Origin of the sequence: Streptomyces ortus (genome assembly GCF_026341275.1) — a bacterium.
GTDB lineage: Bacteria > Actinomycetota > Actinomycetes > Streptomycetales > Streptomycetaceae > Streptomyces > Streptomyces ortus.
Window position 1 is genome coordinate 1,624,475 of sequence record NZ_JAIFZO010000002.1, and the last position, 14,176, is coordinate 1,638,650.

General features: G+C 69.1%; 12 protein-coding genes. 8 read left to right on the forward strand and 4 right to left on the reverse strand.

What is annotated here, in order from left to right; all coding sequences use genetic code 11:
• Nucleotides 1–98 precede the first annotated feature (98 nt).
• The 3 genes from K3769_RS10480 (at nt 99) to K3769_RS10490 (ending at nt 2,157) form a co-directional block, all read left to right on the forward strand.
• Entirely contained in the window at nt 99–770 is a 672-nt protein-coding gene (locus tag K3769_RS10480) for a glycoside hydrolase family 11 protein (protein WP_267026161.1), read from the forward strand.
• Nucleotides 767–1,459 (forward strand): polysaccharide deacetylase family protein, encoded by a 693-nt coding sequence (locus tag K3769_RS10485; protein WP_267026162.1) that lies wholly within the window; start codon nt 767–769, stop codon nt 1,457–1,459. The genes K3769_RS10480 and K3769_RS10485 overlap by 4 nt, the downstream gene beginning before the upstream one ends.
• Nucleotides 1,460–1,707: 248 nt before the next feature.
• Nucleotides 1,708–2,157, forward strand: a complete 450-nt coding sequence (locus K3769_RS10490) for a spore-associated protein (RefSeq protein WP_267026163.1) — start codon at nt 1,708–1,710, stop codon at nt 2,155–2,157.
• Between the two features lie 109 nt (nt 2,158–2,266).
• Here the strand turns inward: K3769_RS10490 and K3769_RS10495 are convergent, their stop codons facing one another.
• Together K3769_RS10495 and K3769_RS10500 are read right to left on the reverse strand one after the other, a co-directional pair.
• Nucleotides 2,267–4,060, reverse strand: coding sequence for a HAMP domain-containing sensor histidine kinase (locus tag K3769_RS10495; RefSeq protein ID WP_308216299.1), 1,794 nt, complete (start codon nt 4,058–4,060; stop codon nt 2,267–2,269).
• Between the two features lies 1 nt (nt 4,061).
• Nucleotides 4,062–4,769 carry a response regulator gene (locus tag K3769_RS10500; protein WP_267026164.1) on the reverse strand — a complete coding sequence of 236 codons (708 nt, stop codon included), beginning with the start codon at nt 4,767–4,769 and terminating at the stop codon, nt 4,062–4,064.
• 303 nt (nt 4,770–5,072) lie between these two features.
• Here K3769_RS10500 and K3769_RS10505 point away from each other — a divergent pair, with 303 nt between their 5' ends.
• From K3769_RS10505 to K3769_RS10525, 5 genes are all read left to right on the forward strand, one after another.
• Nucleotides 5,073–6,455 carry an efflux RND transporter periplasmic adaptor subunit gene (locus K3769_RS10505; protein ID WP_267026165.1) on the forward strand — a complete coding sequence of 461 codons (1,383 nt, stop codon included), beginning with the start codon at nt 5,073–5,075 and terminating at the stop codon, nt 6,453–6,455.
• Nucleotides 6,452–7,267, forward strand: a complete 816-nt coding sequence (locus tag K3769_RS10510) for an ABC transporter ATP-binding protein (RefSeq protein ID WP_267026166.1) — start codon at nt 6,452–6,454, stop codon at nt 7,265–7,267. Before K3769_RS10505 ends, K3769_RS10510 begins: the two co-directional genes overlap by 4 nt.
• Complete coding sequence (locus K3769_RS10515; RefSeq protein ID WP_267026167.1) at nt 7,264–8,520, forward strand: ABC transporter permease; 1,257 nt, start codon at nt 7,264–7,266, stop codon at nt 8,518–8,520. The genes K3769_RS10510 and K3769_RS10515 overlap by 4 nt, the downstream gene beginning before the upstream one ends.
• Before the next feature lie 47 nt (nt 8,521–8,567).
• On the forward strand, nt 8,568–9,176 hold the full coding sequence (locus K3769_RS10520) for a hypothetical protein (RefSeq protein ID WP_267026168.1): 609 nt from the start codon (nt 8,568–8,570) through the stop codon (nt 9,174–9,176).
• Nucleotides 9,177–9,314: 138 nt separating this feature from the next.
• Nucleotides 9,315–11,174 carry an AfsR/SARP family transcriptional regulator gene (locus tag K3769_RS10525; RefSeq protein WP_267026169.1) on the forward strand — a complete coding sequence of 620 codons (1,860 nt, stop codon included), beginning with the start codon at nt 9,315–9,317 and terminating at the stop codon, nt 11,172–11,174.
• Between the two features lie 172 nt (nt 11,175–11,346).
• On the opposite strand, the gene K3769_RS10530 is transcribed toward K3769_RS10525, so the two are convergent.
• Entirely contained in the window at nt 11,347–12,567 is a 1,221-nt protein-coding gene (locus K3769_RS10530; RefSeq protein ID WP_267026170.1) for a hypothetical protein, read from the reverse strand.
• 111 nt (nt 12,568–12,678) lie between these two features.
• Nucleotides 12,679–14,148, reverse strand: a complete 1,470-nt coding sequence (locus tag K3769_RS10535; protein ID WP_267026171.1) for a putative type IV secretion/conjugal transfer ATPase — start codon at nt 14,146–14,148, stop codon at nt 12,679–12,681.
• Between the last annotated feature and the right edge of the window lie 28 nt (nt 14,149–14,176).

A 14,176-nucleotide genomic window follows, 5' to 3' on the forward strand; every position in this document is an offset into this window, starting at 1 on the left:
GTAATCATGGGCGAAACTGTTGACGCTTGACGGGTCCAGGTCAACACTGTCGGACCAGACCCCGCCCGTGGAAGACGGAAGACGGAGGTAACCCGCACATGAACCTCACACCCGCACAGCCGAACCGCAGGCAGGCCTGCGCCCTGCTGCTGGGAGCCGCTACCGCGCTCGCGCTGCCCGGCACGGCCCACGCCGACACGGTCGTCACCACGAACCAGACCGGTACCAACAACGGCTACTACTACTCGTTCTGGACCGACGCGCAGGGCACGGTCTCCATGAACCTGGGCTCCGGCGGCAGTTACGGCACGAGCTGGAGGAACACCGGAAACTTCGTCGCCGGCAAGGGCTGGAGCAACGGCAGCCGCAGGACCGTGACCTACTCCGGCGCCTTCAACCCGTCCGGCAACGCCTACCTGTGTCTCTACGGGTGGACGTCCAACCCGCTGGTCGAGTACTACGTCGTCGACAACTGGGGCACCTGGCGGCCCACGGGCACGTACAAGGGCAACGTCACCAGCGACGGCGGCACGTACGACATCTACCAGACGACCCGGTACAACGCCCCGTCCGTCGAGGGTACGAAGACCTTCAACCAGTACTGGAGCGTCCGGCAGTCGAAGAGGACCGGCGGCAGCATCACCACCGGCAACCACTTCGACGCCTGGGGACGGGCCGGGATGCCCCTCGGCAACTTCAAGTACTACATGATCCTCGCGACCGAGGGGTACCAGAGCAGCGGCAGCTCAAGCATCACGGTGGCGGCATGAGCGCCGGCGCCCGGACCCGTCCCTGGACGACGGCGGTGGCCGCCGTCGCGCTGACGGCGGCGGGCACGCTCACCGTCGGAGCCGCCGGCACCGCCCCGGCGCAAGCCGCTGCCGCCTGCAACGGTTACGTCGGGCTGACCTTCGACGACGGGCCGTCCAACAGCACAACGACCCTGCTCAGCGCGCTCACGCGGAGCGGTTTGCGGGCCACGATGTTCAACCAGGGCAACAACGCCGCCGCCAACCCGTCCCGCGTACAGGCCCAGGTCAACGCGGGCATGTGGGTCGGCAACCACAGCTACACCCACCCGCATCTGACCCAGCTCGGCCAGTCGCAGATCGACTCGGAGATCTCGCGGACCCAGCAGGCGATCGCTGCCGCGGGCGGCGGTACGCCGAAACTGTTCCGGCCGCCGTACGGCGAGACCAACTCGACGGTGCGGGGCTTCGAGGCCAGGTACGGGCTGACCGAGATCCTCTGGAACGTGGACTCGCAGGACTGGAACGGCGCGAGCGCGGACGCCATCGTGCAGGCCGTCGGGCGGCTCGGCAACGGCCAGGTCGTCCTCATGCACGACTGGCCGGCCAACACGATCGCCGCGATCCCCCGTATCGCACAGAACCTGACCGCCCGCGGTCTGTGCGCCGGCCGGATCTCCCCGCAGACCGGCCAGGCGGTGGCTCCCTGACCCACCGCCGACGCGTACCGGGCAGCCCCTGAAGGCCTCGGCCGTCAGGGGCTGCCCCGCGTGTGCCTCACGTCTGCCCACGTCTGCCCCACGTCCGAACTATTCGACCCTCGCTGAAAGCTTTGCGGCGCGTCAGCACGGCCACGGACACTGAACCCGCGAACCACGGATCTCGCGCGACGGATCCCGCACCACGGATTGCGCACCACAGATCCCGCACCACGGATCTCGGATTACAAGGGGGAAGTATGAAGTTGAACCGTTCCGTCCTGACCGCTGCCGCGTTCGCCGCCCTGGCGGTGGGAACCACGACCGCGCTGGCAGTGCCCGCCTCGGCCGCGCCCAACACCACCCCGCAGAAGGTGTGCGGAAGCGCCTACAAGACCGTGAACTCGGCGGCCGTCGGCTCCCAGGGCACCGTCTATCTGACGTACAACGCCTCGAACGGCCAGAACTGTGTGGCGACCATCCGCAACAACCCGGGCACCGCGGTGAACATGTCCGCGTACGTCTACATCCCCGAGACCCAGGAAGGCGCCAGCGACGACGGCGCCTACACGTCGTACGCGGGACCGACGTACGTCTACGGCAAGGGCCACTGCGTGGACTGGGGCGGCAGCATCAACAACGTGTACGTGGGGGTCACGGGCTCCAACTGCGCGTCCTTGAAGGAGCACAGGACCACCTCCACACGCTGACCCTTCCCCAGGACCAGAGCTCAAAGCTCAGAACAGCCGCTGCTGCGGGTCCCGTCCCGGAGCAGCGGCTGCAGTGACGCGTGGGGGCTGGTCCGGTACGGATTGCCCGTCAGCACCGTTGCAGTCGGACGGTGAACACGCAGCCGAGGCCGGGAGTGCTGGTCACCGACACCGTTCCGTCATGGGCCTCGGTCAGTTTGCGGGTGATGGCGAGCCCGAGGCCGCTGCCGCCGGTCTGCCTGGTGCGCGACTTGTCCGCCCGCCAGAACCGGTCGAAGACATGGGGCAGATCGGCCGGATCGATACCGGTCCCCGAGTCGGCCACTTCCACGACCAGTTCGCCTCCCTCGACCCGGGACCGCAGGACGACCTGGCCACCGTTCGGGGTGTGCCTGATCGCGTTGGACACGAGGTTGCTGATCACCTGACGCAGCCGCACCGGGTCGGCGTCCACCTCCAGTTCTTCGGCCGCCTCGATGCGTAGCCGGACGCCCGCCGGACCGGCGGCTCCGCGGTGGGCCAGCACCACCTGTTCGAGCACCTGGCGAATGCTCAGCACTTCACGGTGCAGAACGAGGTTGCCCGCCTCGGCGGCGGCGAGGTCGCGCAGGTCGTCGATGACGTGCTGGAGCAGTACCGCCTCGTCCAGCAGGAGCGCGAGCAGTTCCTGATCTGCCGGCGTCAGACCGTCCTGGGCCGCTTCCAGCCAGCTGCGGATGTTGGTCAGCGGGGTGCGCAGTTCGTGTGCCACGTCGTTGACGAGGGCCCTGCGCTCCCGTTCCAGGACCTCCCTGCGGTCGGTGAGATCGTTGAACGCGACGGCGAGGTCGCCGATCTCGTCCTTGGTCAGCACGGGAACCCGTACGGCCTCGCCGGCCGGGCGCTGGGCCGCGGCGATCAGAGCACGCAGCGGACGGACCAGGCGTACGCCCAGGAGAACGGTCATGGCGCAGGTGACGACGAGAACGAGGCCCGCGGTACCCGCGATCCGTACGAAGTTCGCCGGTGACAGTTCGAGCGTCGCGGCGCCCGGATTGCTGCGATCGGAGAGGAACAGCAGGACGGGGGGCGATACGTAGGCTCTGAGCTGCTGGCGGCGGCCCTCGTTGACGCACTCCTGGGCGGCGCGGTCCGAGTTCGCCGAGGTATCGTCCTCACGGTAGCGCCAGGAGAAGTCCGCGAAGACCTCGACCGGTCCTCTGGCCTGTTGGCGAAGACACTTCGTGGCCAGGTCGGCGACCTGGGACAGCGGCAGTTCCTCGGACCGCTGGGGCTTCTTGAGCTCGTCCATACGGCAGTTCCGCACCACGTCCAATCGGACTTCGGCTTCGGCCTCGGCCTTGGCCTCGGTCAGCTGGATCGTGGAGCGCCCGCTGGGCAGCGTGGTGACCTTCGTGGCGATTCCCTCGTCGTCGAGGCAGCCCGTGATGTGGTCCAGCAACTGCCGCGCCTGCTTCCGGTCCCTGTCCTGCAGGAGGAAAGGGCCCACCGCGCGCGGGTCGATCGGGCCGACGCTGTCGTCCGACAGGACCGGGTCGAGCCGAAGCGGATCGACGGAGGCGGACGGACGGCCGTGTTCCCGCTCGCCGGGCGGCTCCGAATCGGCGATGCGGGTACGGCGGGGGGTGGTGAGTGTGATCGCCGTGCCGGTGTGCGACGCGAGTTCATCCACCAGTCCCTGCACTCCGGCCCAGTCGGTGTGGGTGGCCGCGTAGCCGATCAGGGTGTCGTAGATGTGGATGTGGGCCTGCGAGGACTGACCCTGTTCCGTGTTGATCGCCCGGGTCGTGGTGGTGACGGCGAGCCAGGTGGTCGCCGCCACCGAACAGGCTGCGACCAGCAGGGACATGACGAGGAGCCGGACGAAGAGGCTGCCGCGCAGCGCGACCCCGGAGCGGCGCACGTCAGTCCTCCGCGGAGTCGGATCCGGTGGTCAGCTTGTAGCCCACTCCGTAGACGGTGAGCAGCTGAGTGGGGCGGCGCGGGTTGCGTTCCAGCTTCTTCCGCAGGTTCAGGATGTACATGTCGACGGTGCGGTCGGTCGACGAGACGTCCCAGCCGCGGGTGCGGTCCAGGAGCTGCTTGCGGGTGAACACCCGGCCGGGCTCGGCCGCCATGGCGGACAGGACCGTGAACTCCCCCGGGGTGCAGGCGATCAGCTTCCCCGAGGCCCCCCGTACCTCGTGCCGGAGCGGGTCCACGGTGATCTCACCTACGCGCAGGAGGGCGTCGTCCGGTGGCGCCGTACGCGCGACGCGCCGCAGCAGCGTCCGGACCCTCGCCATCAGCTCACGGGGGCTGTAGGGCTTGGTCATGTAGTCGTCGGCGCCGAGGTCGAGGCCGAGCAGCAGGTCGTCCTCGCTGGAGCGCGCGGTCAGCAACAGCACCGGCACGGTCGATTCCTGACGCAGGATCCGGCATACGTCGAGGCCGTCGACCCTCGGCATCATCACGTCGAGTATCAGCAGGTCCGGCTTGAGACGCCGGGCGACGTCGATGGCCGCTCGTCCGTCGTGCACGACCACCGCGTCATGCCCCTCCGACTTCAGGTACATGTGCAGAACCTGCGCTTGTCTGACGTCGTCCTCCGCCACCAGGATCCGTGCGCTCATGCCGGCGACTATAGGCCGGGCCTCCGGTCGGAACCGTCGCGCTGACATTGCCGATACATCTTCCTGAAGGTGCTGTGACTCCCGTCTGGCACGGTCGAGTTCGTACCGAAGACGTCCCTCCGCGCACGGAGGCCGGTCCGTGTCGTTCTTGGAGTTCTTCAGCATGATCCGATCCACAGCGCGCGCCACCGCACCAGCCAGGTGGAGGGCCGTCCGGGACAGCGCACGTGTCACCTTCGACAGCCGTCCTCCCGGCGGCGCGACGCGAGCGGTCCCGCGGCTGTCCGCCGCTGCGGGCACACGGTGACCCGCCCGCCGGAGGATCGCGGCGACGGGACGGAGAAGGAGCCCGCCGCGACGGTGCCCGCCGCCGGACAGGGGCGACGCCGTGTCCGAAGCATCGGTGCCGTGATCGCGCTGGCGCTGGCCGGGGTCGCCGTCGTCGTGACGGTTCCGTGGGGGCAGGGCGGCAGGCCGACTCCGTCCGGGACGGAGCCGAAGGCGAGCACGGTCAAGGTCGTGCGGACCGACCTCTCCGACAGCCGTGCCCTTGAGGGCACGCTCGGTTACGGCACACCGCAGACGGTCAAGGGGGCCGGGAACGGGATGGTGACATGGCTGGCGCCCGTCGGGACCAAGGTGTCCCGGGGCAAGCCGCTGTACCGCGTCGACGACACCGCGGTGCCCGTCTTCTACGGCAGCGTGCCGGTCTACCGGAATCTGACGGCGCGGAACACTGTCGGGCGGGACGTGCGAGTGATCGTCGACAATCTGCGGGCTCTGGGTTACGACACCGGTGCCCAACCCTCGCCAGGACACGTCGTCAGCGTGAAGGTTCCCGCCGACGCCACGGCCCCGCAGGAGAGTGAGCAGGAGGCGCTGGGGAGCCGGGCCGACGAGGCGACATCCGGCGACGGGCGTCAAGGGTCCGGGGCTTCCGCGCCTGCCCCTGACCCTGACCCTGACCCGGCCCCGGCACCGGCACCGGCACCGGCCCCGGCCCCGGCAGGGAAGGGTACCGAGTCGGCCGACGGCGCCGGTGGGGTCACGCGGGTGCAGGTCGGGTCCGGTGACGGGGTGTACACGGAGTCGCTGGTGAGCGCGGTCAAACGCTGGCAGGCCGATCGGGGGGTGCCGTCCACGGGGGTGATCGAGCCCGGTGACGTGGCGGTATTCAGCGGCGCGGTCCGGGTGGAGGGGGCCAGTGCCCAGGTGGGCGACCCGGTCGCCGGAGCGCTGCTGCGGGTCACCCCGACCGCCAAGGCCGTGACCGTACAGGTGGACGTCTCCGAGGCGGGCTCCGTCAAGCGCGGGGATCGCGTGACCGTACGACTCCCGGGCGGGACTTCGGCCGCCGGCAAGGTGACCGGCGTCGGCACCGACGCCGAGCAGCCGGAGGGCGGCGGGCCGGAGTCCAAGGTGACGGTCACCATCTCGTTCGTGGATCCGCGCACGGTCCGGAAGCTCGACTCGGCGCCGGTCCAGGTGGAGTTCGTCTCCGAGACCCGGGACGGGGTGCTCGCCGTTCCGGTCACCGCGTTGCTCGCGCTCCGCGAGGGCGGCTACGGGCTGCGGCGTGCCGACGGAGAGACGGTCGCGGTGGAGACCGGACTGTTCGCCAAGGGGATGGTCGAGATCACCGGGAACGGGATCACCGAGGGCACCCGGGTGGTGACGTCCTCATGACGGGCGTACGTACGTCGGTGCTGTCGGTCCGTGATGCCACGGTCGAACATCCCGGCGGGGTCAAGGCGCTCGCCGGGGTGAGCCTGGACATCGGGAACGGAGAACTCCTGGCCATCGTCGGGCCGTCCGGCTCGGGCAAGTCCACCCTGCTGAACATCATGGGCACCTTGGACCGGCCCACCAGCGGCACCGTCATGATCGCCGGACAGGATGTCACCGCGCTGCCGGACAGGCTGCTGTCGGCGCTGCGCGGACGCCGGCTCGGCTTCGTCTTCCAGCAGTTCCACCTGTCCGAGGGGCTGACCGCCACCGAGAACGTCGCCACCGGTCTGCTGTACGCCGGGGTGCCGAAGAAGCGGCGGCGTCCGCTCGCGCAAGCGGCGCTCGAACGGGTCGGTCTGACCCATCGCGTCGACCACCGACCGCATCAGCTCTCCGGTGGCGAACGTCAGCGGGTGGCCATCGCACGGGCTCTCGTCCACGAACCCGGGCTCGTACTCGCGGACGAGCCGACGGGCGCGCTGGACACCGCGAACGGACATGCCGTGCTGGACCTGCTCACCCAGCTCAACAAGGAGGGGACCACGATCGCTCTCATCACCCACGACCGGGACATCGCCGCACAACTGCCCCGGCGGGTGGAGATGCAGGACGGCCGCATCGTCGGCGACACCCATATGGACCGCGACACCGGCGTCGACCGCGAGACCGACGTTGCACGCGAGGCCAACGGTGCCGGCGGCATCAGCGCTGACAGCGGCACCAACGCCGGGAACGTCGACCACGGGGCCGCCGCGGGATTCGCGTCGTGAGGCCGGCTCCGAACCGGCGTTCCGCACGGCACCGGTCCGCGGCACCCCCGTGGCACCGGCCCGTCCGGCTCTCGCCCGCGGACCTGCTCCGCCTCGGCCTCATCGGCATCCGCACCCGGCGCATGCGGTCGGCGCTTTCGGCGCTCGGCATCTCCATCGGTATCGCCACCATGATCGTGGTCACCGGGATTCCGGCCTCCAGCCAGCGGGCCCTCGACGCCGAACTCACCGCCCTGGGCACCGACCGGCTGCAGGCGACGGCCGACGCGGCCACCACGGAGGGGAAGCCGGTCACGTTCCCGCCCGAGTCGGTCGAGATGGTCAGACGCATCGGGCCCGTGAACGCCGTAACGGCGGTGGCCAACACACACGCTGTCGTACGGCGTTCCGACCGGCTCGGTCCGCTCGACGACTCGGGGCTGACGGTGCTGGCTGCCGAGCCGGACTTGCTCAAGGTGGTCAACGGCGAGGTCCGCTCCGGTCGTTACCTCTCCAAGGCCACCGAGGGGTACCCCACCGCCGTCCTCGGCGCGGTCGCGGCGGCCCGCCTCGGCTTCCCCGATCTGCGCCCGGGGGTCTCCCCGCCACTCGTGCTGATCGACGACCGGTGGTTCGGTGTCATCGGGATACTGCGTACCGTTCCGCTGGCCCCGGACCTCGACCGGGCCGTCGTGGTCGGCTGGGAGGCCGCTCACAGCGTGCTCGGTTTCGACCGCCGACCGACGCAGTTGTTCGTGCGGGCGGACGAGGCGGCCATCGAGGACGTACACGCGGTGCTTCCCGCCACCATCAGCCCCCGGTCACCGAGCCTGGTGCTGGTCAGCCGCCCGTCGGACGCCCTGGCCGCCAAACGCTCCACCGAGGCCGCTTTCTCGGGGCTGTTCATCGGCCTGGCCGGCGTGGCGCTGCTGATCGGTGGCGTCGGAGTCGCCAACACCATGGTGATCTCCGTACTGGAACGCCGCCGCGAGATCGGGCTGCGTCGCGCACTGGGCGCCAGCCGGCGGCAGATCCGGGGACAGTTCCTCACCGAATCCATCGCGCTGGCCGGCCTCGGCGGCCTTGCCGGAATCGTCCTCGGCGTCCTCGCCACCACGGGCTACGCGGAATACAAGGGCTGGCCGACGGTCATCCCGCTGCCGGCGGTGACCGGCGGGCTCTGCGGCGCCGTACTCGTCGGCGTGGTCGCCGGGGTGTATCCAGCGGTCCGCGCCTCCCGGCTGTCCCCGACCGCGGCACTCGCGTCCACCTGACCCGGTGGCGCCACAAGGTTCCGACACTCACAGAGGAGATCGACACCATGCAACCTACCGATGTGTCCCGTTCGTCGGACGCCAGGCGTTGGCCCGCGACGGTCGCCGCGCTCACCTCGGTCGGCCTGCTCGGGCTGGTCGGCCTGCTCGGGGCCTGCGGCGGAGGGTCCGAGCAGGCCGACGAGAGCAAGGCGCAGAGCAGGGCGCGGGACAACGGCGTCGCGAGCGTGGAGGGCGCCGACAAAGGGGGGTCGCCGTCGGCTCAGGTCGAGCAGCCCCTCATCAGGCCGGACACCTCCGAGGAGGAGCAGGACAGGCTCTGGCAGGTGTACTACGACTGCCTGGAACAGCACGGACTCCGGATGTCCAAGAACAAGGACGGCTCCTATCGGGGCCTGAACCTGAACGGACAGGAGAAACAGGCGGCAGCTGAGGACAAGTGCCGGCAGAAAGAGCCCGAGACTCTGCCGATACGAGCTGCCCGCGAGGATCCGGAGTACGGGGACAAGCGTGATCATTGGCTCAAGTGCCTGAAATCTCATGGCATCGAAGCGATCGTGGAGGGTGGAATGCTCGCCTTCGAACGGGGACTTCCCCCCGCAGACAAGATCAAGTGGATCAAGTACTGCGAGACGGAAGCATTCGTCGTGAAATAGCGAATCTCTTTGCCCTCCACTCGACGACCCTGTCGCCGATGTCCATTGCCGAACGCGCACTCGCCGCGGCCAGGACGGTTTCTCCCCTCGCACCCTCACCGCCGACCAGTCGTAGGGCATTCTTTGGACAGTCATGGTGTGGAGTCGGCCTCTCAGGCTCCCTTGCGCTTCGCCGTGTTGGGCCCTGTTCGGGTGGGGCGCGGCGAGGAGGACCTGGCACTTGGTTCGCCTCAGCAGCGGGTGGTCCTGGCGGCCTTGCTGTTGCGGCGTGGGCGTCTGGTCACAACCGCCGAGCTCGTCCATGCCGTGTGGGGCGAGAACCCGCCGATGGCGGCCGTGCCGGTGCTGCGTACCTATGTGTCGCGTCTGCGCAAGGTCCTGGAGTCCGGCCGGACCTCCGACGGGTCCGGGGTCGTGATCGTCTCCGCCGCCGACGGATATCTGGTGCGCGTTCCCGAGGACGCCGTGGACCTGGGCGTGTTCGAGCAGCGGGTCGAGCGGGCGGCGAAGCTGCGTGCCGGGGGTGAGTTGTCCGCGGCGTCCCAACTGCTGCACACCGCGCTCGGCCAATGGCAGGAAATTCCCCTGGCCGGGCTGGCGGGCCCGCTCGCGGAAAGCGAACGCTCCAGGCTCAACGAAACACGGCTCAGCACTCTGGAGGCGCGTTTCGATATCGATGTCGAACTCGGCCGGCACGTCGCGGTGATTCCCGAGCTGCGTGCGCTGACCGGGCAGCATCCGCTGCGCGAGCGGTTGTGCGAACTGCTCATGATTGCCCTGTACCGGTCGGGGCGCCAGGCGGAGGCGCTGGCTTCCTACCGCACGACGCGAAACACCCTGGTGGCCGAGTTGGGCATTGAACCGGGTGCGTCGCTGCGTCACCTCCACCGAAGTATTCTGGCGGCCGACGCGTCACTGGAACTGTCCGCTCCCCCGCGCCGGGCCGCGGTGCCGGCGGCCGAATCAACGACCCGTCCCGCCCAGCTCCCCGCCGATCCGGCCACGTTCACCGGCCGGCACAGCGAACTCGACCAAGCCCGTGCCCTGCTGCCCAATGGCGGCGACCACAAGGCGACGATGCCCATCACTGTGGTGAGCGGCATGGCCGGCGTCGGCAAGACAGCTCTCGCGGTGCGTTTCGCCCGGGAGATCTCCGGCCGCTTTCCCGACGGGCAGCTCTTCATCAACCTGCGCGGTTTCGACGCGACCGGATCGCTCATGTCACCGGAGGAGGGCATCCGCATCGCCCTCGACGGCCTGGGCGTCCCCTCGTGGCGCATCCCCGCCCAGCCTGAGGCCCAGACCCTGCTGTACCGGTCCCTGCTCGCGAACCGGCGGGTGCTGATCCTGCTGGACAACGCACGCGACGTCGACCACGTCCGCCGGTTGCTGCCCGGCTCGCCGGGCTGCCTCGTCATCGTCACCAGCCGCAGCCAGCTCACCGGCCTGATCGCCGGCGAAGGCGCACATCCACTGGCCCTGCACCAACTGGCTCCCGCCGACGCACACGACGTCCTCGGACGCCGGCTGGGAGCGAGGCGACTGTCGGCTGAGCCACGCGCCGTCGACGACATCATCGCCTTGTGCGGCCGGCTGCCACTGGCCCTGGCCGTCGTCGCCGCCCGAGCGGCGATCAACCCTGGCTTTCCCCTCAGCGCCATCGCCGACGAACTGCGCGACAGCCGGGGCGGGGGAAGCCTCGACGCATTCACGGGCGGCGACTTCGGCACCGACGTACGAGCCAGCTTCTCCTGGTCCTACAAAGCCCAGTCCGCCCCCGCTGCACGCCTGTTCCGCCTCATCGGCCCGCACGCCGACCCGGACATCTCCGCACCGGCGGCAGCGGCCCTGGCCGGCCTCTCCCTGCGAGAGGCCCACAGCCTCCTCGCAGAACTGACCCACGCCCACCTACTCACCGAACACCACCCCGGCCGCTACACCATGCACGAACTCCTGCGCATCTACGCCCGCGAACAACTGCACTCCGGAGGTCGGTGATCCGGTCGGCGGTGGGGGTGACGTTGCGGGCCACTACGGTCAGGGCGGCAAGAACCGCAAGGTTTCCGGTGGTCGCGTTCGACAGTCTGTGACAAGTCGGACGCGACCGCCAGAAGCCCTGTTCCATGCACTCGAACCCGTCAAGCGAGTGAGGGCGGTTGCGTTGCCTGGATCACTTACCCCTGGCCTTACCTTTGCCCTTGCTGCTCCTACTGCTCCGGTGGTGCGCCTCAGTACTGTCCGCCTGCCTCGATTGCCGACGCTCGGGTCCTGTCGTGTAGCTGTAGTTGTAGTTGTAGTTGTGAGCCGAGGACTCTCCGCGCGAATACCGTGGGTCTACGGATTCTTCAGGTGCCAGGCCAGGACTCGTCCTTCTGTAGGTGTAGGCGCTCTGCTGCACCGGCCCATAACTTGAGAACGCCACCCCCGATGAACCCCACGAGTCAGCGCCGCGGGACGCGGAGGACGACGGGTTGTAGTCGATCGGGTTGAACGCCACAGAAGTCTGGTCGGGGTACGTCTCCGAATAGATCAAACTCTCCCTGTACTGGCGGTCTCCCTGGGAGGAGTCGTTACTGTAGGCGGGCGACGCGCTCCTCTGGTCCGGGCTCCAGGAAGCGTTCATGGGGTACTGCGTGAAGCCGGCGATCTTCGCCTGGGCATCATCTATTGCTTCGTGCGTGGTCATGGGGCTCGTGGCGTTGTCGATCAGCTGTTGCGTGACCGTGGAGCCCAGGCCCATCACTGGACCTGTGGCCCCGAAGGCACTCGCCACGCCCAGGCCGGCCTTACCCAGGTGAGCGGCCGATGCGAATGCGTCCTGCATCGCCTGGGTGCTTGTGCCGGCGTCCCTTCCGGTCGCGGTGTTGTAGGCAGACAGGCCATAATTGGCGCCTTTAACGGCTCCGCTGACGGCAGCTATGGTTCCACCGGCGATCTGCATCCCCTTGGAGGCCGGTCCCGCACCCTGAGCATGCTCGACCGCGTACCCGGCCCCTTGGAGGGCGGCGGATGCGAGGGTCGCTATCTTCTCGATCCTCGCGTTGTTCTCCTTGACCCACTTCTCGGCGCCACTCGTGGAAAACACCTGCCGGAATATGTCTACACCTGAGCGCCCCGTCTTCGGGACGGCAACTACGTTTACGGCCCGTCCGCTCTCAAGTCCGGAAACCTGGAATGCGACGGAGGCGCGCGTGCTTCTGGGATTGAACGGAAGAGCGAACTGCTCCGCCTCGGAGATCTTCTCCAGCGGGTAGTTCGACGCGCGCCGCTTTCCCTTCGACTCGCGCGACTTCCTCTCCTCTCTCTCTTGCTTCTTCACGGCGGCTTCGAACGCCCCGGCGTCAATTTTGTGCATGTTTGACTCTCGGCGCTCGGTAGGGTCGATACCCACGTCGGTGGCCTTCCGTCGGAGTTCAGGACTACTCGCTGAGCAGTCACAACGGCATCGGCGGCCGAACGGTTCAACCGAACGGTGCGGCTGGACCGTCCGAAGGGCGTGCGGTTACTTGTTCCACCTTCTGTTCGTGTTGTTGATCTCCAGTTCCGCCGCCGTCAGGTCCACGTGAACCGGGATTCCGGGGCGGTTGCCGACCTTGATGAGGAAGTTGCCGAGGCCGGGTGGGTCGGCACGGCGGCCGTGGGCGGCGTCCCAGGCCGGCGGGGTGGACCAGTCGACCAGCAGGCGCCTCTCCGCCTCGGTCAGTTCCACGATCTGGGTCAGCTGCGGCAGTTCGGCCGGCGGCAGCCCCGCGGAGATCACCATGCCCGCCCGTTCCACGAAGCCCCTCGCCTTGGTGCGGTCCTCCTCCGCGGGCAGGGCCATGAGGTCGTCGATGCTGTGGGTGATCATGGCGAGCCCCACACCGCGCTGGCGGTCGAGGCGGGTGAGGGCGTTGACGCGGTCCACCAGACCGCGGCCCGCCTGGAGGACCCGCCACAACTCGTCCATGACGAGGAAGTAGTTGCGCTGCGGTTCGAGTCCCGCGTCCGCGAGGGCGTGGGCCGCCGACACCGCGCCGAAGCCGTACGACCAGCAGGACAGCAGTGCCGCGGCCTGGAGCAGGGACTCGCTGTCGTCGATGCCGCTGACGTCGAAGCAGACCGGGCGGTCCAGCTTCATCGCCTCCGTCGTCGGGCGGGCGAAGGTCCCGCCCAGCCGGCCGTCGCCGAGCAGGGCGGTGAGCGACGCCTCCAGGTTCTCCGTGATGTCGCGGTAGCGGGTGATGTCGCCCCGGTCCAGCGCGACCGCCCGTACCGCTTCCGGCGCGTCCTTGATGACCCGTACCAGGTCGGCGAGTACCGGAACGCGGCCTGATCGCGCGTCGTACCGGTCGTCCAGGACGTTCAGCGCGGTCGAGAGGATCGTCTCCTCCCGGTCCGTCGGCGGCGCCGAGCGCAGGATGGTCACCAGAGCCGAGACCATGTGCAGACGGCGGCCGTGGATGTCGGCGAGCAGCCGGTGCCGGGCGTCGCCGGTGAGCCGGGTCGCCGCCCGCCCGGACTCGCCGGGGTCCAGGACGTTGAGGTTGCCGCGGCCCCGCCCCAGGGTGATGACCTGCCCGCCGATGGCTCTGATCAGGTCCGCGTAGTCCGGCTTGAGGTCGCCGAAGATCATCGGATGGACACCGTAGCCGGACAGGCCCAGCGCCATCCGCCGGACGATGGTCGACTTGCCGAGTCCCGGGCGGCCCAGCACGAACATCGACGGGTTGGCCAGGAGCCCCGTACGCATGAACCACGACACGGGATCGCAGCACACCGTCGCCCCGGAGTCCAGGTCCCGGCCCAGTGGTACCCCGACCATCGGGCTTCCGGCGCCCGCGCCGAACGGCCACAGGCCGCACACCTGCACCGAGGTGCCCCGCCACTCCGGCGCGGGATCGACGTAGCCGACCATGCCGCCGCCCGGTCCTGGCCGGCCGCGTGGGGTGACGCGTCGCGGCTGACGGGACTGCTTGGTCATACGTGCCATCGGGTTCTCCTCATTCCTCTCCGCCTTC